This is a genomic window from Actinosynnema sp. NPDC023587, assembly GCF_040640215.1.
GTDB lineage: Bacteria > Actinomycetota > Actinomycetes > Mycobacteriales > Pseudonocardiaceae > Actinosynnema.
On the sequence record NZ_JBFABG010000001.1, the window covers coordinates 453,373 to 478,856 of the forward strand.

The window sequence follows — 25,484 nt, forward strand, 5'->3', positions numbered from 1 at the left end:
CCAGTTACCCGATTGAGACCTCCGCACCGGTATTCACCCGTCCAGGTGGGGATCTTCCGGCGTTTTGCAGCAGTGCTCCAGCCACAACGCCGCGCCCACCAGCGCCGCCGCGCAGAGGATTCCGACCACCCCGCTCACCAGATCGTGGTCGGCGGCCTCGAACTCGCCGCGCGCGGGCAGCACGTAGATCAGCACGCCCGCCCACGCCCCACCCATGATCGCGCCGAGCAGCGAGGACGCCTTGGCCAGCGCCACCGCCCGCGCCGCGGTCAACGGCTGCACCGGGGCGGTGCCGGGCCGGCGCAGGATGCGCGCGCGCAGCGAGAAACCCAGCACGAGGTCCACCGCCGCTATGACGAGCAGGGTGAACCCGGCGAAGGTGGGCAGCGGCGGCAGGGTGTCGTAGGCGAGCCGGAGCAGCAGGTGCGCGAGCAGGCCCGCGATCAGTCCGGCGGCGAGCAGGTCACGGGGCTTGGTGAACCTCACGCACCCCATGGTGTCATCCGACCGGCGGTCTCCCACGAGCCGAACGGCCGGGCCGCGCGGGGCGCACCTCGGGGATCAGGCCAACCGGAGGTCGTCGCGGCGGGTCACGCCACCCAGGTCCAGCGCCGCCACCAGCCCGGCCACCGGGCCGTGGCCGGGCAGGACCGCGTCCGGCTCGACGTCCAGCCAGGGCACCAGCACGGTGGCCCGCTCGTGCGCGCCGGGGTGCGGCAGCACCAGCGACGGGTCGTCCGACTCGACCCCGTCCACGGTGACCACGTCCACGTCCAACGTCCGGGGGCCCCACCGCAGCACGCGCACCCGGCCGGCCGCGTCCTCCAGCTCCCGGCCGCGCCGCAGCCAGTCCCACGGCCCCGGCCCGCCGGACACCACCAGCACGGCGTTGAGGAAGTCGTCCTGGTCGGTCACACCCCACGGCGCGGTCTCGTACACCGGGGACACCGCGACCAGCTCGGCCGCGAACCCCGCCACCGCCGCCCGCAGGAACCCGAACCGGTCGCCCAGGTTCGAGCCGATGGACAGGACGGCGCGGCTCACCCGCGTTCCCGGCGGACGGTCACCGACACGTCCTCGAAGGAGAGCGGGATCGGCGCGGACGGCTTGTGGATCGTCACCTCGGTGGCCCGGACCCGCAGGTCGGTCATCACCTCGTCGGCGACCTTGCTCGCGACCGTCTCGATCAGGTCATAAGGGCCGCCGCCGACGATCGCCGCCGCGCGCTCGGCCAGCTCGCCGTAGTGCAGCGTCTCGCGCAGGTCGTCGGTGGCCGCCGCGCGGGACAGGTCCAGCCACACCGTCACGTCGACCAGGAAGTCCTGCCCGTCGCGCTTCTCGTGCTCGAACACGCCGTGGAACCCGCGCACGCGCAGTCCGCGCAACGAAATCCGATCCGCCATCTCAGCCACCTCCGCCGGAGAACCCACCACGCCCGGCCCGCCAGGCGCGCGCCACGGCCACCGCGTCCACCGTCCGGTCCACGTCGTGCACCCGCACGCCCCACGCCCCGACGAACGCGGCCAGCGCCGACACGGCGGCCGTCGCGTCCTCGCGGCCGGCCGGCGCGCGCTCACCCAGCAGCGAGCCGAGGAAGCGCTTGCGGGACGCGCCGACCAGCACCGGGAACCCCAGGGCCACCAGCTCGTCCAGGCGGTGCAGCAACTGCCAGTTGTGGTCGGCGTCCTTGGCGAACCCCAGCCCGGGGTCCAGCACGATCCGGTCCGCCGCCACGCCCGCCGCCAGCGCGACGTCGACCCGCGCGCACAGCTCGTCCCGGACGTCCCGCACCACGTCGTCGTAGACGGCGAGGCGGTTCATCCCGCGACTGTGCCCGCGCCAGTGCATCAGCACGTAGGGCACCCCGGCCGACGCCACCACGGACGCCATCCCCGGGTCGGCGAGCCCGCCCGACACGTCGTTCACGATCGACGCGCCCGCCTCCAGCGCCGCCGAGGCCACCTCGGCGCGCATGGTGTCCACCGACACCGGCACGCCCTCGGCGACCAGCTCGCGGATCACCGGGGTGATCCGCGCGGCCTCGACCGCCGGGTCGACGCGGTCCGCGCCCGGCCGGGTGGACTCGCCGCCGACGTCGATCACGTCCGCGCCGCGCCGGAACATCGCCACGCCGTGCTCGACCGCGTCCGAGCGGCCGAGGTACCGGCCGCCGTCGCTGAACGAGTCCGGGGTGACGTTCAGGACGCCCATCACCACGCAGCGCCCCGGCCGAGGCAGGCTCACCTGGTGCGCCCTCGGATCAACTCGATCGCCTCTGCCCGGGACGACGCGGAGGACCGCAGGATGCCGCGCACGGCGGACGTGGTGGTCCGCGAGCCGGGCTTGCGGACACCCCGCATCCCCATGCACAGGTGTTCGGCCTCGACCACGACGATCGCGCCGCGCGGTTCGAGCCGGCGCACCAGGGCGTCCGCGACCTGGGACGTCAGGCGCTCCTGCACCTGGGGCCGCTTGGCGTAGAGGTCGACCAACCGGGCCAGCTTGGACAGCCCGGTCACCCGGCCGTGCTCGTTGGGGATGTACCCCACGTGCGCGACCCCGTGGAACGGCAGCAGGTGGTGCTCGCAGAACGAGAACATCGGGATGTCGGTGACCAGGACGAGTTCCTCGTGGCTCTCGTCGAAGGTCTTCGCCAGCACCGAGTCCGGGTCGGTGTACAGGCCCGCGAACAGCTCCCGGTACGCCCGCGCGACCCGCGCCGGCGTGTCGCGGAGCCCTTCCCGTTCGGGGTCCTCGCCGCACGCGAGCAGCAGCTCGCGGACGGCCGCCTCGGCCCGCTTCTGGTCGAACACCCGCCGCGTGGAGCCGGCCTCCCCGCTCGCGGGGAGGCCGGCCTGGTCGATCTCGGTCACGTGCGGTTGTCCGGATCGGCGTCGAAGGTCCGCTTCCCCGCCTCCGCGTCGGTGTGCTCCGGCTGCCACGGCGCGGGCTGACCGCTGCCGGGGACGGTGGCCGGGGTCCACCCGGGCGGCGCGCCGTAGTTCGGCGGGCCGGACGTGGGGTGCTGCGGCTGCTGCGGCTGGTAGGGCGCGCCGTTGCCGTTGGGCACCGCCGGCTGCGGTCCGGGGACCGGGTCCTGCGCCGGGGGCAACTCCTGCTGGAGGGTGTCCTCGATGGCGGGGGGCCACGGCTCGCCGCGCTCCTTCGCCAGCTCCGCGGGGGTCTTGACCGGCGGTTTGTCCGACGGCGTGCGGTTGCCGAAGTCGTTGAACTTCGTGATCCGCGGGCGCTTCTCCACGGCGGCGAAGATCCGCTCCAGGTCCTTCTGGTGCAGGGTCTCCTTCTCGATCAGCTCCAGCGTGAGCGCGTCGAGAACGTCGCGGTAGGTGTTGAGCACCTCGTACGCCTCGGTGTGCGCGGCCTCGATGAGTTCGCGCACCTCCTCGTCGATCTCGTGCGCGACCTCCAGCGAGTAGTCCGCCTGCCGGCCCGCGGTGCGGCCGAGGAACGGCTCGCCCTGCTCCTGGCCGTACTTGACGGCCCCGAGCCGGGCGGACATGCCGTACTCGGTGACCATCGCGCGGGCGATCTTGGTCGCCTGCTCGATGTCGTTGGACGCACCCGTGGTCGGCTCGTGGAAGACCAGCTCCTCGGCGGACCGGCCGCCGAGCGCGAACACCAGCCGGGCGATCATCTCGGACCTGGTCATCAGGTCCTTGTCCTCCTCCGGCACGGACAGCGTGTGACCGCCGGTCCGCCCGCGGGCGAGGATGGTGACCTTGTACACCGGGTCGATGTCCGGCATCGCCCACGCGGCCAGGGCGTGCCCGGCCTCGTGGTAGGCGGTGATCTTCTTCTCCTTCTCGGAGATGATCCGGCTCTTGCGGGCCGGACCGCCGATCACCCGGTCCACCGACTCCTCCAGGGCCGCCGCGTCGATCACGGTGCCGTTCTGGCGGGCGGTGAGCAGGGCGGCCTCGTTGATCACGTTCGCGAGGTCCGCGCCGGAGAAGCCCACGGTGCGCTTGGCCAGGCCGTCCAGGTCCGATTCCGACGCCAGCGGCTTGCCCTTGGCGTGGACGCGGAGGATCTGCCGACGGCCCTTGAGGTCGGGCGGGGACACCGGGATCTGCCGGTCGAACCGGCCGGGGCGCAGCAGCGCCGGGTCCAGGATGTCGGGGCGGTTGGTGGCGGCGATCAGGATGATCCCGCCGCGCGAGTCGAAGCCGTCCATCTCGACGAGCAACTGGTTGAGGGTCTGCTCGCGCTCGTCGTGGCCGCCGCCGAGGCCCGCGCCGCGATGGCGGCCGACCGCGTCGATCTCGTCCACGAAGATGATGCACGGCGCGTTCTGCTTGGCCTGTTCGAACAGGTCGCGAACGCGGGAAGCGCCCACACCGACGAACATCTCGACGAAGTCCGAGCCGGAGATCGAGTAGAACGGCACCCCGGCTTCACCGGCGACGGCCCTGGCCAGCAGGGTCTTGCCGGTGCCGGGCGGGCCGTAGAGCAGCACGCCCTTCGGGATCTTCGCGCCCAACGCCTGGTAGCGGCCGGGGTTCTGGAGGAAGTCCTTGATCTCGTAGAGCTCCTCCACGGCCTCCTCGGCACCCGCGACGTCCGCGAAGGTCGTCTTGGGCATGTCCTTGGACAACTGCTTGGCCTTGGACTTGCCGAAGTTCAGGACGCGGTTGCCGCCGCCCTGGGAGTTGTTCATCATCCACATCAGCAGGAGCAGCAGCAGGCCGAGCGGGACCAGGTACAGCAGCATCTGCATCAGGAACGAGTCCTGGCTGACCTTGGTCTCGACGGTCGGCTTGTTGCCCGCCTGGTCGAGGATGGTGAAGACCTCGTCGGTGGAGCTCGCCGGGAACTGCGTGATCAACCGGTTGTGACCTTCGAAGGTCACCCCGTCGTTGAGGGTCAGTTTGAGGCGCTGCTCCTTGTCCTCGATCGTGGCTTCTTTGACTTTGCCGTCCCGGACTTGTTGCAGTGCCTGGGACGTTTTGACCGGGGTGTAACCCCGTGCGTCGTCGAAGAGCACGGTGAAGGCGTAGTAGAGCAGCAACACCGCCACGATCCACAGCAGCGGGTTGCGAAGCAGGCGCTTGCGGTCCATTCACTTACGGCCGGCGGGCGGCCTCGACCCTCCCTGACTTGGTGACGGGCGCGGACGGGCACGACCCGTCCGACCAGCCTACCGCCCAAGGCGCGGGCGGAGTGCTCCGCGTGCGGGGCTGTCACGTCTCGTACGACCAACGGATGGGAGGCGTCAAGCGTTCCCCGCAGTGACCGCGAACACGGTTCGCAGGTCAGACGGGTCCAATTCACGCCTGGCAGAAGGCGAACCGCAGCGGCGAACCACCCACAACACCGACGAAAGATCAAAGGTTACCCACAGGTAACACAAGGTGAGTTCCACCCAAGTGACGTGCGCCACGCATTCCCCGGTCGCCCGCCCCCGCCCAGCTCGCCCCCCAGCTCCCCCAACACCCGGCACCCGGCCCTCACGCAACCACCACGCGAGGCCGCGTCGGCCTGTCGCACCGCCTTCCACCCCGATCACGCTTTCCGATCGGGGTGGAAGACGGTGCGATGGGCCGACTCCAGGCGGCCGAGCCCGCCGCGACGAAGTCGCGGCAAAATCACACCGTGTAGACCTTGGGGTCCAAGGTGCCGATGTAGGGCAGGTCGCGGTAGCGCTCGGAGTAGTCCAGGCCGTAGCCCACGACGAACTCGTTGGGGATCTCGAAGCCCACGTACTTCACCGGCACGTCGACCTTCACGGCGTCCGGCTTGCGGAGCAGCGAGCACACCTCCAGCGAGCGCGGCTTGCGCGACGCCAGGTTCTTGAGCAGCCAGGACAACGTCAGACCGGAGTCGATGATGTCCTCGACGATGATCACGTCCCGGTCCGCGATGTCGCGGTCCAGGTCCTTGAGGATGCGCACCACGCCGGACGACGAGGTGGAGGAGCCGTAGGAGCTGACCGCCATGAACTCCAGTTGCACGGGCACCGGGAGCGCCCTGGCCAAGTCGGTCATGAACATCACCGCGCCCTTGAGCACGGTGATCAAGACCAGGTCCGACCCGCCGTCGGCCGGGTAGTCGGCCCCGACCTTGTTGGCCAGCTCGGTGACCTTGTCGCTGATTTCCTGCTCGGTGATGAGCACGGAGGCGATGTCGCCGTCGTACACGGACGATCCCCTTTTTGTCATGACTGAACTGGTTTGTCCGGTGTTCCCTCGGGCCGTTCGACAGCCAGCCTGCCATGCACGCGGCGCGCCACAAAGCCGCCGGGCAGCCAGACGCCGCCCTGCCCGCGCCACTCGCCCACCAGCGCGTCGACCCGCCGCAGGTGCGAGTCGGACAACTCGGGCACGCCCGCGTCGAGCAGCCACAGGCGCAGGACCCGCCTGCGCAGCGCCGGGGGGAGGTCGTGGAGGTCGTCGGCCGCGCGCCGGTCGCCGGAGAAGCGCCGGGCGATCTCGTCCAGCGCGTCGCAGTCCTCGCGCAGTTGCGCGGCGGTGCGCGCCAGCGCGTCGGCGACGCCGTGCCGGAGCACGTCTTCGAGGAGCGGCAACACCTCGGCGCGCAGCCTGACGCGGGTGAACGCCGGGTCGGAGTTGTGCGGGTCGACCCACGGAGTCAGGCCCAGTTCGGCGCACGCCGCGTTCGTGGTGTCGCGGGCGACGGCCAGCAGCGGCCGGCCCCACGGCGGGTCGTGGGACCGCATCCCGGCGATGCTGCGGGGCCCGGACCCGCGCCCCAGCCCCAGCAGGACGGTTTCCGCCTGGTCGTCCCTGGTGTGGCCGAGCAGCACCACCCCCCGGTCCGGGCGCAGCGCCGCGTACCGGGCCCGCCGGGCGGCGGCCTCCGGGCCGCCGGGACCGGACACGACGACCCTTCGGACCTCCGCTGCGAGGCCGAGCTCCGCGCACGTGGTCGCGGCTCGCTCCGCGATGGCGGCGGACCCCTCCTGGAGGCCGTGGTCGACCACCACGGCCCGCGCGCCGGGCACGAGGTGTGCGGTCACGGCGGCCAGGGCGAGCGAGTCCGCGCCGCCGGACACGGCGACGGTCACCTGTTCGGGCTGGTGCTCGGCGAAGAACCGCTTGACGGCTGTGCGGACCTCCGCGAGCGGACCGTTCACGGGGAGACGCGGCGCAGCCAAGCGGCCGGATCGGCGATCTCGGCCCGGGTGGGCAGCGTCTCGGGGCTGGTCCACACCACGTTGAAGCCGGCCATGCCCACGCGGTCGACCACGTGCCGGGTGAACGCCGCCCCCTCCGCGTACTGGCGGACCTTCGCCTCGACGCCGAGCAGCGTGCGCAGAATCCGATCGAGCACCCCGCCGCCCTTGCGCCGGGCGGTGAACCGCTCGCGGATGACCCCGACGGACGGGACGACCTCCGGGCCCACGGCGTCCATCACGTGGTCAGCGTGGCCTTCGAGCAGGGTGGACAGCGCGATCAGCCGGTCCAGCGGCTCGCGCTGCGCCGGGCTCTGCAACAGGTCGACGAACCCGCCCGCCTCGCGCAGCCGCCGGGGCAGGTCGCGCAGCCTCGGCGCGACGCCCTCGTCCAGCGCGCCGAGCAGCGTGGTGACCAGCCCGGAGAAGTGCTCGGCGAGCCACGGCACGGCGGTGAACTGGAGCCGGTGCGTGCCCTCGTGCAGGCACACCCACATGCTGAAATCCGGGCCGGGGACGTCCAGCGCGCGCTGCGCGCCGACGATGTTGGGCGCGACCAGGAGCAACCGGCCGCCGGCCGAGAACGGGTCGTACTGGCCGAGCACCCGGCCGCTGAGGAACGCGACGACCACGCCCGTCTGCACGCCCGCCGTGCTCGCGAGGACCCCGCTGAACGCGCCGGACTGGCGCGGGAGCGCACCGTCGGTCAGCGCGGCCAGGCCCCGCACGGCCGCGCGCACCCAGCCGGGCCGGTCCACGACCTCGCCCGCCTGGAGCGGCAGCCCGTGCCCGAGCCCGGTCAGCTCCCGGACGTGCACCTCGGCGTCGATCGCCTGCTCGCGCAGCAGGCCGACGGCGAGGTCCGCCTCGGCCCGGGGCACCACCGGTCCCGGCCGCACCAGCCGGTCGGCGGTGGCCACGGCCAATTCCCAGTCGACGGGTTCGCTCCCCGCCCGGTGGTCCTGCGTAGAGGCGCTCACCCCACTGACGCTACCTGCGCCGCAGGGCCCGGCGACACTCCGCGTTCCCGGATTCACCGGTCAAGCGCAGCCGCAGCCCCGGAGCGCGGCGGCGAGCTCGTCCAGCCCGCCGCGAACGGTCTTGGCGTCGGTCGGGCTGAGCGACATGAACGCGAACACCAGCAGCCGGCCGTCCACGTCCACCACGACGCCGGCCAGCGAGTTCACCCCGGTCAGCGTGCCGGTCTTGGCGCGCACCCAGCCCTTGCCCGCCGCGCCCGCCGTGCCGTAGCGGCCGGCCAGCGTGCCGCTGCCACCCGCGACCGGCAGCGCGGTCAGCAGCGGTCGCAGCTTGGCCGTGCGGACGTCGGCGGCGTCCGGCTTGGCGGCGGCCACCAGCAGGTCGCCGAGCAGCCGCGCGGGCACCTTGTCGTCGGGCGAGAGGCCGGAGGCGTCCACCACCTGCACGCCGGTCAGGTCGAACCCGTTCTCGGTGAGCACCGCGCGCACCGCCTGGACCCCGCCGGCGAAGGTCGGCGGCAGCCCCTTGGCCAGCGCGACCTCGCGGGCGAGCGTCTCGGCCAGCACGTTGTCCGAGATCTGCATCATGTTCTCGACGAGCTGGTCGACCGGCGCGGACTTCACCTCGCCGAGCACCTCGCCGGCGGCGGGCGCGGTCCCCGCGCCGACCGAGGTCACGCCCAGCCGGCCGGCCAGCGCGGAGGCCGCCGCCGCGCCGGGCGTGGCGGTGCGGGGCGTGTCCGGCGTGGTCGGGTCCTGCCGGCCGCCGTCGGCCATCAGCGGCCCGATCGGGGACACGTAGCCGTTCGGCACGTCGGTGGGGTCCCAGCCGGGGGCCAGGCCCTCGCCCTGGTACCGGCTGACGTCGAACAGCACCTGCGTGACCGGGCCGTTCCGGGACACCTGGGAGGCGAGGTCGTCGAGCGTCGCCGCGCCGGGGTAGACCGTGCGGCGGTCGGCCGGGAACGTGGACAGCGTCGGGTCGCCGCCGCCGACCAGCACGACCGTGCCGGGCTGGTCGCCCCGGACGACCTTGGTGGAAAGCTGGGCGGTGTGGTCGAGGGTGAGCAGCGCGGCCGTCGCGACCAGCACCTTCACCGTCGACGCGGGGGTCAGCGGGGTCGTCTCGCCCTGCTTCCACAGGGTGGTGCCGGCGGCCGGGTCGACCACGATCCCGGTGAGGGTGCCCAGCGCGGCGTTGCCGGCCGGTCCGCGCAGCACGGCCCCGACACCGGTGGCGGACGGGACGGGCGCGGTCGCGCCGATGCCCCGCACGGCGAGCGAGACCGGCGCGGGCGGCTGCGGGGCGGCGGTCGTCGGGGTGGGCGCGGTGTCCAGCCAGCCGAGCTGCCAACCCGCCACCGCGCCGCCCGCCAGCACCACGACCAGCGCGAGCGCGCCGACCAGCGGCCACCGGCGCTTGCGCGGGGCCTCCTCCACGACGTCGTCGGCCGGCGGCACCCGCACGGGCTCGCTGCGCGGCTCCGGCTCGGCGGCCCGCGCCGGACGCTCCGACTGGGCACGCTCCGACTGGGCACGTTCGGACTGGGCGGCGACGGGCACTCCCCGACCGGGCGTCCACGGCCCGTCCGGCGGGCCACCGGTGCCCGGCGCGCGGCTGCCGCCCGGCCCGCTCCCGGCCTGACCGCCACGCGGCGCGGAACCACCCGATGCGGTGGCGGCGGACGTGCCCCGGACGGCGGGGACGGCCGCCGTGCCGGTGGGCGTCGACGACCTCTCACGTTCCGTGATCGGTTCAGCGGCCGGCTTCGGAGCCGGCCCGCCGGCGGGCCCCGGACCGGCCGGCGGCGGCTTCGCGGGCAGCGGCACGGGAATGCGCATGGTCGGCGGATCGGCCGGTCGCGGACGCCTGACCTGCACGGTCGGCGATTCTCCGGTCTTCTCGTCGCCGTCGACGGTCGGCCAGGATGGCTCGTCGGCCACGCAGTCCTCCGGGGTTGATTACGGGCAATGTCACACCCGCGACCTGCACGTGGGTGAGGGTTGACGACACCTCGTGGTCCACACTAGTGGCGTAACGAACGTCAAGGACGAGCGAGGACCGCGCAGTGGAGTTCGACGTCACCATCGAGATCCCCAAGGGGGTCCGCAACAAGTACGAGATGGACCACAAGACGGGGCGCATCCGCCTGGACCGCACCCTCTTCACGGCCACTCAGTACCCGGCGGACTACGGCTTCGTCGACGACACACTGGGTGAGGACGGCGACCCGCTCGACGCCCTCGTCGTCGTCCAGGAGCCGACGTTTCCCGGCTGCCTCATCCGCTCCCGCGCGATCGGCATGTTCCGCATGACCGACGAGAAGGGCGGCGACGACAAGCTGCTCTGCGTGCCGGCCGAGGACCCCCGCAGCGAGCACCTGCGCGACATCCACCACCTCAACGAGTTCTACCGGCTGGAGATCCAGCACTTCTTCGAGGTCTACAAGGACCTGGAGCCGGGCAAGAGCGTGGAGGGCGCGACGTGGGTCGGGCGCACCGAGGCCGAGGCCGAGATCGTGCGCTCCTACCAGCGCCTCAAGGACGCCGTCGCGAACGGCGAGGACCACTGACCCCGGGCACGTGACGAAGCGGGCCACCCCCGACGGGTGGCCCGCTTCCGTCATCCGGCGTGCGTGATCAGTGGATGGCGACCGGGGCCTGGGCGGCCTCGTTCTCGTCGTTCACCCGCTCCAGGCCGGACCGGTTGGACAGCGGCACCTCGCGCAGGAACCACACGAACGCGAAGCCGACCACCGTCACCAGCGCGCCGACCAGGAACACCAGGTCGATCGAGCCGGAGAAGCCGTCCAGGAACGGCCGGGCCAGCACCGGGTCCAGGGTTTGCAGGAACTCGGTGTTGTCCAGGCTCAGCCCCGCACCGCCCTCCTTCAGCGACGCGGCGAACTGCTGGTTCTCCGGGCGCGCCAGGGCGGCCAGGAACGCCGGGTCGCCCATCGACGCGTTCACCGCGTTGCCGATCTTGTCGCCGACCGTGCTGAACAGGATGGACAGGAACACCGCCGTGCCGACCGTGCCGCCGATCTGCCGGAAGAACGTGGCCGAGGCGGTCGCGACACCCATGTCGCGGGGCTCCGCGTCGTTCTGGATGGCCACCAGCAGGGTCTGCATGCACAGGCCCAGCCCCGCGCCCATGAAGAACATCAGGACGAGCGGTCCCCAGGACGGGGTGTCCGTGCCGATGGTGCTGAACGCGAACAGCGTCACCGCCATCAGCCCCAGCCCGACCACCGGGAACACCTTGTACCGGCCGGTCTTCGCGGTGTACTGGCCGCTGGTGCCGGCGGCGGTCATGATGCCGAGCGTGAGCGGCAGCATCATCAGGCCCGCCTGGGTGGCGGAGTAGCCCTTCACGATCTGGAGGTAGAGCGGCAGCGAGACCATGCCGCCGAACATCCCGACGCCGAGCAGGAAGTTGACGGTGTTGCCGAGCGAGAACGTCTGCCGGCGGAACAGCCGCAGCGGCAGCAGCGCCTCGTCGCCCATCCGCTTCTGCACGAACACGAACGCGACCAGCCCGAGCACGCCGACCACGTACATCGTGATCGAGGTGCCGGAGGCCCAGCCCCACTCCCGGCCCTGCTCGGCCACGACCAGCAGCGGCACCAGGCCGATGGTGATCGTCGCCGCGCCCAGGAAGTCGATCCGGTGGTTCACCCGCTTGTGCGGGATGTTGAGCACCTTGCCCACCACGACCAGCGCGATCAGCGCGACCGGCACGTTGATCAGGAACACCCAGCGCCAGCCGGCGGTGCCCAGGAACGTCTCCAGGCCCGCGAACAGGCCGCCGACGACGGGGCCCGCGACGCTCGCGATGCCGAACACGGCCATGAAGTAGCCGGTGTACTTGCTGCGCTCGCGCGGCGACGTGATATCCGCCAGGATCGCCATCGCCAGCGACATCAGACCACCCGCGCCGAGGCCCTGCACCGCGCGGAACGCGGCCAGCTCGTACATCGAGTTCGCGATGCCGCACAGCAGCGAGCCGGCGAGGAACAGCGAGATGGCGGTGAGGTACATCGGCTTGCGGCCGTAGATGTCGGACAGCTTGCCGTACAACGGGGTCGAGATGGTGGCCGTGATCAGGTACGCCGTGGTCGCCCACGCCTGAAGCGTCTGGCCGTTGAGCTCGTCCGCGATGGTCTTCATGGCCGTGGCCACGATCATCTGGTCCAGCGCGGCGAGGAACAGCCCCAGCAGCAGTCCGGACAGGATCGTCAGGATCTGCCGGTGGGTGAGCAGCGCGGCACCGGGTGGCGGCGCGTCCGCTCGGGTTGTCGTCTCCGACATCACTTCTCCCCTTCTGAGCGCGGCCCCAGTCCGCTCTCAGCGATGAAATTCGGCAGCGCCTTCTCGTAGTCGCCCACGAAGCGCTCGAAGTAGTCGATGAACGCCCCCAGGTCCTCCTCGGACCAGTCGGTGAACATCCGGGCGATGGACTGGTTGCGCATCAGCCGCCGCTCCGCCAGCAGGCGGGTCCCCGCGTCCGTCACGGCCAGCACGCTGGCCCGGCCGTCGTCGGGATCCGCCCGGCGCTCCACCCACCCCTCCTTGACCAGCGTCGCGACCTGGCGGCTGACCGTCGAGGGGTCCGAGAAGACCGCTTCGGCCAGTGCGCTCGACCGGGAGGGCCCCAGGTGGCTCAGGTTCGCCAGCAGCACGAACGAGGCCTTGTCCATCCCCGTCCTGCTCAGTTGGGCGGCGACGCAGGCGTGCATCTTGTTGAGGCGGACCAGCGCCATGCCGATGCGCTCGGCCTGGGCGAGCTGCGCGTCAGGCACGTCGTCACTCACCGGGGTCACCATGGAACACTCCGTTTGCTTGCATCATCCAACTAGTTGCTGGATACAAGCTTGGACCTTGCGGAGAGTCTTGGCAAATGAAATAACCGGTGACTCGCGTCTCATGACTACCGGTCGGTAACATCCGGGGCATGACCGCTGACTACTCGTTCGTCGCCGACGCGATGACGCAGGCCGTGCCGTGGGTGCAGACCAGCCGGGTGGAGTTCTTCGAGCTCACCGGGGACCGGGTGGTGGCCGGGCTGCCGGACGACCCGGCCACCCACAACCACGTCGCGGGCCCGCACGCGGCGATGATCTTCGGCCTCGGCGAGACCGCCTCGGGCGCGGTGGCCATGGCCGCCTTCGCCCCGCACCTGGGCAAGGCCACCCCGCTCGTCGCCCGGTCGGAGATCACGTACCGGAAGCTGGCGCGGGGCGCGCTGCGCGCCGAGGCGGTGCTGGGCCGGCCGGCGGACGAGGTGGTGGCGGAACTCGACGCGGGCACTCGCCCGGAGTTCCCGGTGGCCGTGACGATCACCAACGCCGACGGCGTGACGACCGCCGAGATGACCGTCGTCTGGACGCTGCGCCCGAACCGGACCTGATCCCCGGATCGGGGCCCGCACTCGTCGCGGTATTGGTCACCACCGGTTCTGAAGTCATTTCGTGAATCTTCTTCGCCGCAGGTCGGGGATCGCGGAAAACGGCGCACAGATCGACCCGACCCGAATTCGCCGTGCCTGCGGGTAACAATCCGCAGTGCCCGGCGATGACGTCGACATGACCGCCACAATGTTGAGAAGATCGTCATCCGCGCTGGTGCTGACCGTACTGGCGGTGAGCGCGTGCAACTCTTCACCGGCCATGTCCGGTCCGGCAGCGCCTTCCTCCGATACCGCACCCACGTCCACCACGATTTCCCCGACGACGACCACCGCACCACCCGCCGTGGGCGTCACCGGAATCGTGGACGGCCGCACGATCACCGTGGCCGGCGGGAACCGGATGGTGTTGAGCGCCCTGGCCGAACCGGGAGCCTGCTGGGCCCAGGCCGCGGTGGACTTCCTGACCGCCACGGTCGGCGGCAAGGAGGTTCGCGTGGTCGGCGACGCCGTCGTGCTGGCCGATGGCACCGACCTGGCCGTGCGCGCGGTCGAGCAGGGCGCGGCTCGGGCCGCGCAGTCGGCGTCCTCGGCGCTCACCACCGCCCAGACGTCCGCGCGGAACGCGGGCCGGGGTCTGTGGGGCCCGCCGTGCTCGGGCGCGGACACCGTCGCGCCGCCTCCCCCGCCCACCCCGGAGCCGGTCCCGGAACCGCCTCCGGCTCCCCCGGTCCAGCAGACCGTGGCACCCCCGCCGAGGCAGACCGTGGCACCTCCGCGACCGGTGGCACCCGCACCGCCGCCGAGCGCGTACTACGCGAACTGCACCGACGCGAAGGCCGCCGGAGCAGCGCCGCTCTACGCGGGCCAACCCGGTTACCGCGCCGGGCTCGACCGCGACGGCGACGGGGTGGCCTGCGAGAAGTAGGTTCGGGGGCGTGAAGGTCGAACGCCTGGAGATCGAGTACGACCCGCGCACCGTCGGGGACGCCGCCCGGCGCGCGCACGCCGCCGGCCGCACGGGTTTCTGGCTCGCCGAGACGAAGCACGACCCGTTCCTGGGCCTGTCGCGGGTGGCCGACGTCGGCCTCGACCTGGGCACCGCGATCGCCGTCGCCTTCGCCCGCAACCCCATGAGCACCGCCGTGCAGGCGAACGACCTGCACCTGGCCTCCGGCGGCCGGTTCCACCTGGGCCTGGGCTCGCAGGTCGAGCCGCACGTCACCAAGCGGTTCGGGATGCCGTGGTCTCGGCCGGCGGCGCGGATGCGCGAGTTCGTCCAGGCCCTGCACGCGATCTGGGATGCCTGGGCCACCGGCGAGCGGCTGCGCTTCCGCGGCGAGTTCTACACGCACACCCTGATGACCCCGTTCTTCGACCCCGGCCCGAACCCGCACGGCCGGCCGAAGGTGTGGCTCGCGGGCGTGGGCGAGCTGATGACCGAGGTGGCGGGCGAGGTGGCCGACGGGTTCCTGTGCCACAACTTCACCACCGAGCGGTACCTGCGGGAAGTGACGCTGCCCGCCTTGGCGAAGGGCCGGGCGACGACCGGGAGGACGGTGGCGGACCTGGAGATCAGCGCGCCGTCCCTGGTCGCCACCGACGAGCGGGAGGTCGCCGACGCGCGCCGGCAGATCGCGTTCTACGGCTCGACCCCCGCCTACCGCAAGGTGCTCGACCTGCACGGCTGGGGCGAGCTGCACGAGGAGCTGCACCGGATGTCGCGCCGTCGGCTGTGGGACGACATGTCCGCCGCCGTGGACGACGACGTGCTCCACGCGTTCACGGTGGTGGGCACCCCGTCCGAAGTCGAGGCCGAACTGGAGCGCCGCTACGGCGACGTCGCCACGAGGGTGCTCAGGACCGGGTGAGCCGGTGGTGGAACACCAGTCCGGTCCGCACCAGCGCCACCCCGCGCCCCCGCACCCAGCGCCGTCGGCCGATTCGTGCGGCCAGCAGGACCAGCGGCAATGCCAGGACCGTCACCGCGATCATCGCGATCATCGCCCTCACCTCCACGGTGGCAACGCCAGGGTGGACGAAGCCTGACGCGAACGGGCGAAAGGCCACCCTGATGGAGCAGTCAACTCAGACGAAACGCACCCGGTAGCGATCGTCGCCCCCGCACCGACCGCGCTGGAGCACCGAACAGCCGATTCAGTGTTCCGCCGAACGCAGTAACGCGAGGCGGGCCGGTCACCGATACACGGAATACCTCACCATGCGAGGCGACGTACCGATAGCGACTGCGAAAGAGTCCGCATGCGCCCATTCGTGCTGTCCGTCCTGGTGATCGGAACCGCGATCACCCTGTCGTCGTGCGGTTCTGCCGTGGTCCGGTCGACCGGGCCGGCACAATCGCCGACAACGGTCGTGGTGACCACCACGACCCCGGCTCCGCTTCCCCCGGAGATCGACCCGGCGAAGTACTCGGGCAGCGCCGCCGACACCGCCGTGGCGGAAATCCGGGACCTCGGCTACTCCGTCTACCTCACCGACGACAAGACAAAAGCCGCGCTGTTCACGATCACGCCGACCGGAGCACTCCCGGAGTCACTGGGAAAGTGGTTGGTGAGTTCGATCCTGGTCGACCGGAGCAGCTACCCGACCGCGAACGTCTGGGTGCGGCGCGGCGTGTTCACCCCGGAGGAGCAGCTCGACGAGGCCGTGTCCCGGGCGGGGCTCTCCGGCTCGGTGCACCGCCACTACCGCACGGCTTCCGCCTGGGTGGCCACCACGTGCCGGAGCCTGGCGGAAGCCGGCCCCTACACGACCCCGGCCGAAGTGCTCAGCGCACAGGTCGCGGACGACCCGGACCGCCGGGAGATCTTCGAGCTGGGCATTCCGCTGCTGTGCCCGGACCACCGGAGAGCGCTGACCGACGTCGTCGGGGGAAATGCGCCCTCCGGCACCGACACCTACGGGGTCGGCCCGGAAAGGACCAGGTAGACCGCACGGGGCAGCGGTCCACACCGCCGGGCACGCTCCGCGCACAGCCGTTCGAGACCGCACAGCACTGCCACCCGGCACCACCGCGAGGAACGAAAAGGACCAGGTCAGACACGCTGACCTGGTCCTTGTATCCCGCGAGCCGCCTATCGGAATCGAACCGATGACCTGCTCATTACGAGTGAGCTGCTCTGGCCGACTGAGCTAAGGCGGCGAGACGCGAGAACTATAGCCCAAGCGTCGGGCGTCACCCAGCAGGGGGTGCCGTCGTTAGGTCGTTCGTGACGCCGCTCACGTGAGCGCCGCGCTCGTCGACACCACTGCGGGGAGGTACGACCACATGCGCCTGACGGCCGTGCCGGTTGCCGCTGTGCTGGTCGCGCCGCGTGCCGCTCCCGCGTCGGCCCGGCCCGCACCCGGCTCGACGCCGCCCACCCCGGGCTTCGACGTGCCGATCGGCGTGCTGCGCCTCCGGATCGCGCAGCTCACCGAGAAGTCCACGGCCCCCGACAGCCCGCTCCGGCAAGACGGCCCCGCCATCAGGGGACACGTGCTCGGGGCAACCGCGCGGCTGCTCGACCTCCGGCTGTTGCCGACCGAAGCCCTCGGGCTGCCGAACCTGCCTTCGGCGTTGGCACAGGTGTCCCTGGTGAGCAGGTCGTCCGCGCGGCTGCCCCGACTGGCGGGGTGGTGTGCCCACCGGTACCGACGCCTCCCGGCGGCGGTGGGCACGCCGCCCCGCCCAAGGACGTCCGGCGACTGGCGCACACCAACGCCGCCTACCGGACCGTCCCGATCTTCTGGACGGGCACGGCGCTCCGGCTCGCCGGAGTGGTCGCGGTGGCGGCGGTGCCGATCCGCCGGCGGTGCCCCGGAGCCCGCCGCGCGGGGGTGAGCCGGGCTCGCACGTCGTGCGAGCGCCCGTCCGGGGGTGTCAGCCGCGGTGGAGCGTGGTCAGCATCGCCTCGACCGCGATCCGCGGCTTCACGTTCAGCTCCAGCGCGTTCCGGCATGCGAGCACGGCCTCCAGCCGGCGCAACGTCGACTCCTGGGTCCACGCCTCGGCCGCCGTGCGCGCGTCGGCCTCCCGGTCGGGGTGGTTCAGCACGGCCACCGCACCCGACGACGTGACCAGCACGTCCCGGTAGAACGCCGCCAGGTCCACCAGCGCCTGGTCCAGCGAGTCCCGCTGGGTCCGGGTGGTGCGCGACTTCTGCCGCTTCTCCAGGTCCTTCAGCGCGCCCTTGGCACCCCGGGTGGCCGCCGCCGTGCCCTTGCCCGTGCCGCCCGCGCCCATCGCGGTCTCCAGCGCGTGCCGCTCGGACTCGTCGCGGGCCTCGTTTGCGGTCAGCGCGTCCGCCTCGGCGGCCTGGACCAGGTTGTCCGCGCAGGTGAAGATGTCCGCCGGCCGGCGCAGCGCCAGCGGTATCCGCAGCACCGATTCGCGCCGCGCCCGCACCGACTCCTCGGTCGCCAGCCGCCGGGCGCGGGCCACGTTCCCGCCGCACACCGACGCGGCCCACCGCGCCTCGTCGGCGGGGACGCCGTCCTCGGCCAGCGCCGCCGCGATCGCGTCGAGCCGGGGCGTGCCCAGCGACACGACCCGGCACCGCGAGCGGATCGTCACCGACACGTCGTCGGGGTGGGACGACGGCGCGCACAACAGGAACACGGTCCGCGCCGGCGGTTCCTCCACGGCCTTGAGCAGCGCGTTCGACGCGCCCTCGGTCAACCGGTCGGCGTCCGCGATGATCACCACCTGCCACCGCCCGGACGTCGGGCGGCGCGCCGACACCTGGACCAGCGCGCGCATCTCGGCCACCGCGATCGACAGGCCCTCGGGCGCGACCACCCGCACGTCGGCGTGCGTGCCGGCCAGGGTCGTGTGGCACCCGGCGCACGTGCCGCAGCCCGGCCGGTCGTCGACGGCCGTGCACTCCAGCGCCGCGGCGAACGCCCGCGCCGTGCCGGAGCGCCCCGAGCCGGGCGGGCCGGTGAACAGCCAGGCGTGCGTCATGGCACCGGGTGGGGGCGATCCGCCGACCACGATCGACGCGGCGGCCTCGGCCGCCGCGCGCAGCACCGCCACCGCGTCGGGCTGCCCGACGACCTGGTTCCACACCCCTCTGCCGGCCACGGTCGTCAAACCTACCGAGTTCTCAGGAGTTCTCCGCCACCGGCCGCACCGGAACGCCGGCCAGCAGCGGCACCACGGCGGCGCGCACCCGGTCGGCCACCTCGTCCACCGTCCCGTCCCCGTCCACCACCAGGTAGCGGCCCGGATCGGCGGACGCCATCCCGGTCAGCAGCCGCTGCACCCGCCAGTGGTGCTCCACGGCGTCCGCGGACGCGGCGGGTTCGGACGCGGCGGGCCCGGTCGGCGTCCGGTCGAGCAGCACGGTCAGGTCCGGCCGCAGCCGACCGGTGGCCCAGTCGACCAGCCCCTCCACCTCCCGGGGCTCGATGCTGCCCGCCGCGCTGAAGTGCGCCAACGGGCTGTCCACGTACCGCTCCATCACCACCAGCGAGCCGCCGGCCAGCGCGGGCCGCACCTCGCGCTCCACCACGTCCGCCCGCACCGCCGCCGCGACCAGGGCGTGCGCCCGCACCCCCGCGAGGTCGGCGGTGGACAGCAGGTTGCGCAACCGCTGCTCGTCCAGGTCCGGGTCGGACGCGAGCAGCACCCGGTGCCCGGCCGCGCGCAGCGCCTCGGCCAGCAGGCGCGCCTGCGCGGACGTGTCGGCCCGGCTCTCCCCCTCGACCGCGATCAGCACGCCCCCGCCCCGCCGGGACCGCCCGCGCAGCGCGGCCAGCAGGTCGGACAGGATCGGCTCGGTGCGCCGGTCGTCCATCTGCCGGTAGGCGATCAGGCCGAGCAGCGCCGCGATCACCGCCGCGCCGAACAGCACCGGGCGGGTGCCGTCGACCTGCACCTGGTGGCCGAGCACCGTGATGGTCCGCTGCTGGATCAGGCTGACCAGCAGCGGGGCCGTGGCGGACGCGGCGAAGAGCACCACCTTGAGCAGCGACTGGAGCAGCGCCACGGTCCGGCCGCGCATGGCGTCCTCGACCTTGGACCCGACGATGGTCAGGCCGGTCAGGAACGCCATCCCGGCGCAGCCGCCGACCAGCGCCACCGCGATCAGCGCGGTCCACAGGTGCGGCGCGAGCGCGACCAGCACCAGGCTGGTGCCGGCGAGCACGATCGTCACGCCGAACAGCCGCTCGTAGGACAGCCGGCGGGCCATCCGGGGCGCGACGGCCATGCCGACCGCGAGGCCCGTGAACACCGCGACGAACAGCAGGCCGAACGTCGAGTCGCCGCCGAGCAGGGACAGCGCGTAAAGCTTGGCCGTGCCGATCACCGCGCCGGCCGCCGCGAACGCGCCGATCATGCCGATCACCAGGCCGCGCACCAGCGGCGTGCGCCCGGCGAACCGTAGGCCGTCGCGGAGCATCGCGAAGAAGCCCTCGCGCTCACCCTCCTCGCGCCTGGCCGCGTCGGCGCGGCCGGACAGCTCCGGTATCCGCACCGCGACCAGGACCGCCGAGGTCACGTACAGCGCGCCGTTGACCATCACGGCGATGGTCGCGATCCGGAACTCGATGTCGGTGCTCTGGAGGTGCAGGTAGCCGGGGATGCCGGAGATCAGCGCGTACAGGCCCGCACCGCTGATCACCGCGATGCCGTAGGTCATCGCCAGGCCGAGCTGGTTGGCCGTCTCGACCTGGTCCGAGCGGCGCAGCAGGTTCGGCACGGCCGAGTCCTTGGCCGGAATCCACAGCATCGCGCAGCAGCCGACCAGGAAGTTCGCGATGAACAGCCACCAGGCCGTGCCGACCAGGGCGATGGAGAGGAACAGGCCGCCGCGCAGCAGGTCGCAGACGACCATGATCTTGCGGCGGTCGAACCGGTCCGCGAGCACACCGCCCAGCGGGGCGAACAGGATGCCCGGCAGCAACTGGGTGAGCACCACCAGGCTGAGCGCGAAGCTCTCCCACTGGTAGCTCTGGGTGAGCTTGGAGACGAGACCGGTCAGCGCGAGCAGTGACAGCCAGTCACCGACACTGCACAGATAGGTGACACCCCAGAGCCTGCGGAACGGCCGGATCGCGAGCACGCTGCGAATCCGGTGGCTGGTCGAGGCCGCTGTGCCGCTGTCCTGGATGGTGCCCACCCCCGCCCGTCCGTGCCGGGGAACCAGGGTAACCGGGGCGTGCGAGCCCCTCGGACCGCCTAGGCCGTTCGGGTGGTCCGGGCGGTCACGTGAACAGCTTGGCGATCGCTTCGAAGATCTCGCGCAGCACGTTGAACAGCAGTCCGCTCAACCCCGCGAGCACCACCAGGCACCCGATCAGGCCGCCCTTGCCGCTCTTCTTGGCCGGCTGGTGCCCGACCTGGTTCATGGCGGGCCGCTGCGCGAACGGCACCGACCGCTGCCGGTAGGCCTGCGAGGCGTCCGACCAGGCGGGCGCGAGCTGCGGCGCGGACCCCGACAGGGGACCCGGCGCGCGGCGGGTCTGCTTGTGGTGCGCGGGCCGGCGCGTCGGCTCCGCGTACACCGACGGCACGTCGACGTGCGGGATGACCGGCGGCCCGGGGGCCGCCGGTCCGCTCAGCGCGTCCGGGAAGGGCCGGGGTGGATAGGTCTCGCCCGTGACCAGACCCGCGAGCGGGTCCGGGAACGAGCGGGGTGGCGGTGGTTCCTGCGTGCCGTCCGGGCCGAAGTCGTCCACCGCCCCATCCTCCCGCTAACTCTTCGCCTTGGCGGGTGCCTTCTTGCGGGCCGGGGCCTTCTTCTTCGTCGTCGGGCCCTTCGCGCGCTTCTCCGCGAGCAGTTCCGCGGCCCGCTCGTCGCTCAACCCCTCGACGCTGTCCGACTTGCGCAGCGACGCGTTCACCTCGCCGTCGGTGACGTAGGGCCCGAAGCGGCCCTCCTTCACCACCATCGGCTTGCCGGACACCGGGTCGTTGCCCAGCTCCTTCAACGGCGGCGCGGCGGCGGCCCGACCGCGCTTCTTCGGCTCGGCGTAGATCTTCAGCGCCTCGTCCAGGGTCACCGTGAAGAGCTGGTCCTCGCTGGTCAGCGACCGCGAGTCGGTGCCCTTCTTCAGGTAGGGCCCGTAGCGGCCGTTCTGCGCGGTGATCTCCGCGCCGGTCTCCGGGTCCTTGCCGACCACGCGCGGCAGCGAGAGCAGCTTCAGCGCGTCGTCCAGCGTGACCACGTCCAGCGACATGGACTTGAACAGCGAGCCGGTGCGCGGCTTCGGCGGCTTCTTGGTGCCCTCGGGCGGGTCCGGCAGGACCTCGGTCACGTACGGGCCGAAACGGCCCTCCTTGGCCACGATCTCGTGCCCGGTGACCGGGTCGTTGCCCAGCGAGCGCCCCTCCTGCGGGGTCGCGAAGAGCTTCTCCGCGAGGCTCCGGTCGAGCTCGTCCGGCGGCAGGTCGTCGGGCAGGTTCGCCCGCTGCGACGTGGGCGCGCCGTCCTCGCCCTCGACCTCGCGCTCCAGGTACGGCCCGTAGCGGCCCACCCGGACCACGACCGTGCGGCCTTCCTCGTCCACGAACAGCGGGATCGAGTTCACCTCGCGGGCGTCGATCTGCTCGACGCTCGACCCGACCAGCTTCTTCAGCCCGCCCGACCGGCCCACCGACGACTCGGGGCCGACGTTGCCGCCGAAGTAGAACCCGGACAGCCACGTGGTGCGCTCCTGGCGGCCGGCGGCGATGCCGTCCAGCTCGTCCTCCAGCGCGGCGGTGAAGTCGTAGTCCACCAGCCGGCCGAAGTGCCGCTCCAGCAGCCCGACCACGGCGAACGCCACCCAGGAGGGGACCAGCGCGGACCCCTTCTTCCAGACGTAGCCGCGGTCCTGGACGGTGCTGATGATCGAGGCGTAGGTGGACGGGCGGCCGATGCCCAGCTCCTCCATCGTCTTGATCAGGCTCGCCTCGGTGAAGCGCGGCGGCGGGGACGTCGAGTGGCCGTCCGGGGACAGCTCGGCGGCGACCAGCGGCTGGTCCTTGACCAGCTCGGGCAGCCGCGACTCGGCGTCGTCGGACTCGCCGCCCGCCTCCGCGTCGACCGTCTCCACGTAGGCCTTCAGGAAGCCCGCGAAGGTGATCGTGCGGCCGGACGCGGCGAACGTGACGCTCTCGTCCCCGGCCGAGCCGGGCACCCCCCGCGTGGTGCCGGAGATGCGCACGCTGGTCGTGTTGCCGCGCGCGTCGGTCATCTGGCAGGCGATGGTGCGCTGCCAGATGAGCTCGTACATCTTGAACTCGTCGGACTCCAGCTCCCGCGCCACCTCGCCGGGGGTGCGGAACACCTCGCCGGCCGGGCGGATGGCCTCGTGGGCCTCCTGGGCGTTCTTGACCTTCCGGGTGTACTGGCGGGGCGTCTTGGAGACGTACTCCGCGCCGTAGAGCTCCGTGGCCTGCGCACGGGCCGCCGTGATGGCCGTCTCGGACAGCGTGGTGCTGTCGGTGCGCATGTAGGTGATGTAGCCGTTCTCGTACAGCTTCTGCGCGGTGCGCATGGTCCGGTCGGCCGAGAACCGCAGCTTGCGGCCCGCCTCCTGCTGGAGGGTCGAGGTCATGAACGGCGCGTACGGCTTGCGGGTGTACGGCTTCTCCTCCACCGAGGAGACCGTCATGTCCGCCTTGACCAGGCCCTCCGCGATCGCGCGGGCCTGCGACTCGTCCAGGACCCGGACCTCCGAGCCCTCCTTGAGCCGGCCCGTCGACTCGAAGTCGCGGCCGGTCGCCAGGCGCTGCCCGTCCACGGCCACCAGGCGCGCGGAGAACTGGCGCGGCGACGCCTTCGCACCCGCGTCCATGGTCGCCGAGACGTCCCAGTACGAGGCGCTCACGAACTTCATCCGCTCGCGTTCCCGCTCGACCACGATCCGGGTCGCCACGGACTGCACCCGGCCCGCCGAGAGCTTCGGCATGACCTTCTTCCACAGCACGGGGCTGACCTCGTAGCCGTAGAGGCGGTCCAGGATGCGGCGGGTCTCCTGCGCGTCGACCAGGTCCTGGTCGAGGTCGCGGGGGTTCGCGGCGGCGGCCAGGATCGCGGGCTCGGTGATCTCGTGGAACACCATCCGGCGGACCGGGACCTTGGGCTTGAGGGTGTCCAGGAGGTGCCAGGCGATGGCCTCGCCCTCCCGGTCGCCGTCTGTCGCCAGGTAGAGCTCGTCGACGTCCTTGAGCAGCTCTTTCAGCTCCGCGACGGTCGCCTTCTTGTCCGGCGTGACCACGTAGAGGGGCTCGAAGTCGTGGTCGACGTCGACGCCCAGCCGCGCCCACGGCTGACCCTTGTACTTGGCGGGCACGTCCGCCGCGCCCCGGGGCAGGTCGCGGATGTGCCCCTTGGAGGACTCCACGACGAAGTCGGTGCCGAGGTAGGACGCGATCTTCCGCGCCTTCGCGGGCGACTCGACGATCACCAACCGCCGGTTGCCGCTCGCGGATCCCCCGCTGCTCTTCTTCGCCCGTGTCGATCCAGCCACGCCGTCCCGCTCTCTCCGAACATCTGTGTCCCGACCCGCCAGTGTGCACTGTCCTATGTCGCCGCATGGGCAGCCCTGGTCGGGACAGGGTGACACAACTGTGCCCGATCACCCGCCAGGAGGACCGCTAGGCGGCCGGCCAGGTGCGCTCCCCGACCCCTCGCGGAGCCCTCCCGACCAGCTCTGCCAGCCGCTCCAACCGCCGCCGGCCCACCACCCGCAGGGCGGGTCCGCCGGCCGTGAGCAGTGTCGCCGGAAGTCCCGACGCGGCCAACGCCTTTTGCAACGGCTCGTGCGTGTCGGGCGAGTCCGGGTCGAGCCCGAGCACGTACGCCGACTCGGCCCAGCGGCCCGACACGAGCGCCCACAGCCGCAGCACGCCACCGTGCGCCGTGAAGTCCGGCGGCACCACCTTGGCGTCACCGGCGAGCCACTGGTGGGCCAGCCCGGTGAGGTCCGTGCGGTACGCCGTCACCACCTCCAGGCCGTCGCCCAACCCCGGCGGGGGCACGGCCGGCGGCTCGTCGGCGGTCTCGTCCGGGACCGCCGCAGGGCGTCGCACGACCTCCAGCCGCGCCTGCACGTCCCGTTCGGCCAGGGCCGCGACCAGCGCGATCGCGCGCCGGCGCTCGTCCAGGCACACCGAGATCCGGGCCGCCCGACCACGGGCGAACCCCACCGCCCGACCGGGCCCGCACAGCAGCCCGGCCAGGTCCGCGACACAGGGCCGGCGTGCCTCGGCCGAAAAGAAGGACAGTTGCCCCACGATCCGGCAGCGTAGAACACACGTTCGAGCACGGCCAGTCTCCGACCGGGCGATCCCGTCCGGCCGGGACTCCCGGGTCAGCCGCCGAGCGTCTTCATCTTGTCGGCCAGCGCGACGCAGGCGGGTGCCTTCCGGTACGCCTCGGCCAGCTCGGGGTCGCTGGTCAGCTTCTTGATCTGGTCGTTGGCGGTGCTCGTCTCGCTGCCGCCGAGCTCACCGATCTTGGTGGTGAACTCGGGGTCGTTCGGGTCGAGCTTCGCCACCTCTTCGCTCGCCTGGACCCACGTCTTCGCCGAGTCGTCGAAGAACTTGACCAGCTCGTCGTGCAGCGCCTGCGCGCCCGTCGACGGAGCACCGAGGTCCGCCAGCTTCCGGCCGGCCTCGGCGAACGACTTGCCGGACTTGTCCGCGAACTCCTGGATCTCGGCCTTGAACGCCACCGGGTCGGCGGACGCGCCCGCGAGCATGGTCTGGAGCAGTTCCACGAGGCCCTCCAGCGCGGGCGTGATGCCCTCGCAGTAGGTGCCGCTCCACGTCACCGGATCGGCCGCCGCCGCCCGGGTGGTGGTCGTGCCGCCGCTCGCGGTCGACGTACCCGCACCGGACGACTCCGCGCCCGAGCACGCCCCGGTCAGGAGCACGCCCGCGAGGACACCGGCCACCGTCAGGCGAAGTTTCACGCTGATTCCCCCCACTGGTCCTGTTCGACCGCCG

The 25,484-nt window shown here is 72.3% G+C and carries 26 protein-coding genes and 1 tRNA gene; 6 read left to right on the top strand and 21 right to left on the bottom strand.

Annotated features, from left to right (window positions below; genetic code table 11):
* Positions 1 to 33 precede the first annotated feature (33 nt).
* The 10 genes from AB0G01_RS02220 to dacB all read right to left on the bottom strand — a co-directional run bounded on the left by AB0G01_RS02220 (position 34) and on the right by dacB (position 10,077).
* Positions 34 to 486 carry a DUF3180 domain-containing protein gene (locus tag AB0G01_RS02220; RefSeq protein ID WP_360938722.1) on the bottom strand — a complete coding sequence of 151 codons (453 nt, stop codon included), beginning with the start codon at positions 484 to 486 and terminating at the stop codon, positions 34 to 36.
* Positions 487 to 561: 75 nt separating this feature from the next.
* Positions 562 to 1,044 (bottom strand): 2-amino-4-hydroxy-6-hydroxymethyldihydropteridine diphosphokinase, encoded by a 483-nt coding sequence (gene folK / locus AB0G01_RS02225; RefSeq protein WP_360938725.1) that lies wholly within the window; start codon positions 1,042 to 1,044, stop codon positions 562 to 564.
* A complete protein-coding gene (gene folB / locus AB0G01_RS02230) occupies positions 1,041 to 1,403 on the bottom strand; it encodes a dihydroneopterin aldolase (protein WP_360938728.1) in 363 nt (120 codons plus the stop codon). Before folB ends, folK begins: the two co-directional genes overlap by 4 nt.
* A 1-nt stretch (position 1,404) precedes the next feature.
* A complete protein-coding gene (folP, locus tag AB0G01_RS02235) occupies positions 1,405 to 2,211 on the bottom strand; it encodes a dihydropteroate synthase (protein ID WP_360939844.1) in 807 nt (268 codons plus the stop codon).
* A 29-nt stretch (positions 2,212 to 2,240) separates the two neighbouring features.
* Positions 2,241 to 2,873, bottom strand: a complete 633-nt coding sequence (gene folE, locus AB0G01_RS02240) for a GTP cyclohydrolase I FolE (protein WP_360938731.1) — start codon at positions 2,871 to 2,873, stop codon at positions 2,241 to 2,243.
* Positions 2,870 to 5,080 carry an ATP-dependent zinc metalloprotease FtsH gene (gene ftsH, locus AB0G01_RS02245; RefSeq protein ID WP_360938734.1) on the bottom strand — a complete coding sequence of 737 codons (2,211 nt, stop codon included), beginning with the start codon at positions 5,078 to 5,080 and terminating at the stop codon, positions 2,870 to 2,872. The genes folE and ftsH overlap by 4 nt, the downstream gene beginning before the upstream one ends.
* A 526-nt stretch (positions 5,081 to 5,606) precedes the next feature.
* Positions 5,607 to 6,158, bottom strand: a complete 552-nt coding sequence (gene hpt, locus AB0G01_RS02250; RefSeq protein ID WP_360938737.1) for a hypoxanthine phosphoribosyltransferase — start codon at positions 6,156 to 6,158, stop codon at positions 5,607 to 5,609.
* A 17-nt stretch (positions 6,159 to 6,175) separates the two neighbouring features.
* The gene (tilS, locus tag AB0G01_RS02255) at positions 6,176 to 7,114 is read right to left on the bottom strand and encodes a tRNA lysidine(34) synthetase TilS (protein WP_360938740.1); all 939 of its coding nucleotides are present in this window, start codon (positions 7,112 to 7,114) and stop codon (positions 6,176 to 6,178) included.
* Positions 7,111 to 8,133 carry a zinc-dependent metalloprotease gene (locus AB0G01_RS02260; protein ID WP_360938743.1) on the bottom strand — a complete coding sequence of 341 codons (1,023 nt, stop codon included), beginning with the start codon at positions 8,131 to 8,133 and terminating at the stop codon, positions 7,111 to 7,113. Before AB0G01_RS02260 ends, tilS begins: the two co-directional genes overlap by 4 nt.
* Before the next feature lie 60 nt (positions 8,134 to 8,193).
* The gene (gene dacB / locus AB0G01_RS02265; protein ID WP_360938746.1) at positions 8,194 to 10,077 is read right to left on the bottom strand and encodes a D-alanyl-D-alanine carboxypeptidase/D-alanyl-D-alanine-endopeptidase; all 1,884 of its coding nucleotides are present in this window, start codon (positions 10,075 to 10,077) and stop codon (positions 8,194 to 8,196) included.
* A gap of 125 nt (positions 10,078 to 10,202) precedes the next feature.
* Between dacB and AB0G01_RS02270 the strand changes: the two genes are divergently transcribed.
* A complete protein-coding gene (locus AB0G01_RS02270; RefSeq protein ID WP_360938749.1) occupies positions 10,203 to 10,706 on the top strand; it encodes an inorganic diphosphatase in 504 nt (167 codons plus the stop codon).
* A 67-nt stretch (positions 10,707 to 10,773) separates the two neighbouring features.
* Here AB0G01_RS02270 and AB0G01_RS02275 read toward each other — a convergent pair whose 3' ends face one another.
* Positions 10,774 to 12,444 (bottom strand): MDR family MFS transporter, encoded by a 1,671-nt coding sequence (locus tag AB0G01_RS02275; protein WP_360938752.1) that lies wholly within the window; start codon positions 12,442 to 12,444, stop codon positions 10,774 to 10,776.
* Complete coding sequence (locus AB0G01_RS02280) at positions 12,444 to 12,947, bottom strand: MarR family transcriptional regulator (RefSeq protein ID WP_360938755.1); 504 nt, start codon at positions 12,945 to 12,947, stop codon at positions 12,444 to 12,446. The genes AB0G01_RS02275 and AB0G01_RS02280 overlap by 1 nt, the downstream gene beginning before the upstream one ends.
* Positions 12,948 to 13,087: 140 nt before the next feature.
* Between AB0G01_RS02280 and AB0G01_RS02285 the strand changes: the two genes are divergently transcribed.
* On the top strand, positions 13,088 to 13,543 hold the full coding sequence (locus AB0G01_RS02285) for a DUF4442 domain-containing protein (protein WP_360938758.1): 456 nt from the start codon (positions 13,088 to 13,090) through the stop codon (positions 13,541 to 13,543).
* Positions 13,544 to 13,597: 54 nt separating this feature from the next.
* Here AB0G01_RS02285 and AB0G01_RS02290 read toward each other — a convergent pair whose 3' ends face one another.
* On the bottom strand, positions 13,598 to 13,897 hold the full coding sequence (locus AB0G01_RS02290; protein ID WP_360938761.1) for a hypothetical protein: 300 nt from the start codon (positions 13,895 to 13,897) through the stop codon (positions 13,598 to 13,600).
* On the opposite strand from AB0G01_RS02290, the gene AB0G01_RS02295 reads away from it, so the two are divergent.
* Together AB0G01_RS02295 and AB0G01_RS02300 are read left to right on the top strand one after the other, a co-directional pair.
* Positions 13,887 to 14,468: an excalibur calcium-binding domain-containing protein gene (locus tag AB0G01_RS02295; protein ID WP_360938764.1), complete on the top strand. Its 582-nt coding sequence runs from the start codon at positions 13,887 to 13,889 to the stop codon at positions 14,466 to 14,468. The two genes, AB0G01_RS02290 and AB0G01_RS02295, sit on opposite strands and share 11 nt — an antisense overlap.
* A 10-nt stretch (positions 14,469 to 14,478) precedes the next feature.
* A complete protein-coding gene (locus AB0G01_RS02300) occupies positions 14,479 to 15,411 on the top strand; it encodes a TIGR03617 family F420-dependent LLM class oxidoreductase (RefSeq protein ID WP_360938767.1) in 933 nt (310 codons plus the stop codon).
* Here AB0G01_RS02300 and AB0G01_RS02305 read toward each other — a convergent pair.
* Complete coding sequence (locus tag AB0G01_RS02305; protein ID WP_360938770.1) at positions 15,398 to 15,544, bottom strand: hypothetical protein; 147 nt, start codon at positions 15,542 to 15,544, stop codon at positions 15,398 to 15,400. The two genes, AB0G01_RS02300 and AB0G01_RS02305, sit on opposite strands and share 14 nt — an antisense overlap.
* Positions 15,545 to 15,802: 258 nt before the next feature.
* Here AB0G01_RS02305 and AB0G01_RS02310 point away from each other — a divergent pair, with 258 nt between their 5' ends.
* On the top strand, positions 15,803 to 16,489 hold the full coding sequence (locus tag AB0G01_RS02310; protein ID WP_360938773.1) for a hypothetical protein: 687 nt from the start codon (positions 15,803 to 15,805) through the stop codon (positions 16,487 to 16,489).
* A 140-nt stretch (positions 16,490 to 16,629) separates the two neighbouring features.
* On the opposite strand, the gene AB0G01_RS02315 is transcribed toward AB0G01_RS02310, so the two are convergent.
* Positions 16,630 to 16,703 (bottom strand) — tRNA-Thr (locus AB0G01_RS02315).
* An 81-nt stretch (positions 16,704 to 16,784) separates the two neighbouring features.
* Between AB0G01_RS02315 and AB0G01_RS02320 the strand changes: the two genes are divergently transcribed.
* The gene (locus tag AB0G01_RS02320; RefSeq protein WP_360938776.1) at positions 16,785 to 17,384 is read left to right on the top strand and encodes a hypothetical protein; all 600 of its coding nucleotides are present in this window, start codon (positions 16,785 to 16,787) and stop codon (positions 17,382 to 17,384) included.
* Between the two features lie 39 nt (positions 17,385 to 17,423).
* On the opposite strand, the gene AB0G01_RS02325 is transcribed toward AB0G01_RS02320, so the two are convergent.
* The 6 genes from AB0G01_RS02325 to AB0G01_RS02350 form a co-directional block, all read right to left on the bottom strand.
* A complete protein-coding gene (locus AB0G01_RS02325; RefSeq protein ID WP_360938779.1) occupies positions 17,424 to 18,626 on the bottom strand; it encodes a DNA polymerase III subunit delta' in 1,203 nt (400 codons plus the stop codon).
* A 22-nt stretch (positions 18,627 to 18,648) separates the two neighbouring features.
* Positions 18,649 to 20,667 (bottom strand): dTMP kinase, encoded by a 2,019-nt coding sequence (locus tag AB0G01_RS02330; RefSeq protein WP_360938782.1) that lies wholly within the window; start codon positions 20,665 to 20,667, stop codon positions 18,649 to 18,651.
* Between the two features lie 85 nt (positions 20,668 to 20,752).
* Positions 20,753 to 21,226: a hypothetical protein gene (locus AB0G01_RS02335; protein ID WP_360938785.1), complete on the bottom strand. Its 474-nt coding sequence runs from the start codon at positions 21,224 to 21,226 to the stop codon at positions 20,753 to 20,755.
* A gap of 15 nt (positions 21,227 to 21,241) precedes the next feature.
* Complete coding sequence (topA, locus tag AB0G01_RS02340; RefSeq protein WP_360938788.1) at positions 21,242 to 24,004, bottom strand: type I DNA topoisomerase; 2,763 nt, start codon at positions 24,002 to 24,004, stop codon at positions 21,242 to 21,244.
* A gap of 127 nt (positions 24,005 to 24,131) precedes the next feature.
* Positions 24,132 to 24,770, bottom strand: coding sequence for a hypothetical protein (locus tag AB0G01_RS02345; RefSeq protein WP_360938791.1), 639 nt, complete (start codon positions 24,768 to 24,770; stop codon positions 24,132 to 24,134).
* 77 nt (positions 24,771 to 24,847) lie between these two features.
* Positions 24,848 to 25,450, bottom strand: coding sequence for a hypothetical protein (locus tag AB0G01_RS02350; RefSeq protein WP_360938794.1), 603 nt, complete (start codon positions 25,448 to 25,450; stop codon positions 24,848 to 24,850).
* Between the last annotated feature and the right edge of the window lie 34 nt (positions 25,451 to 25,484).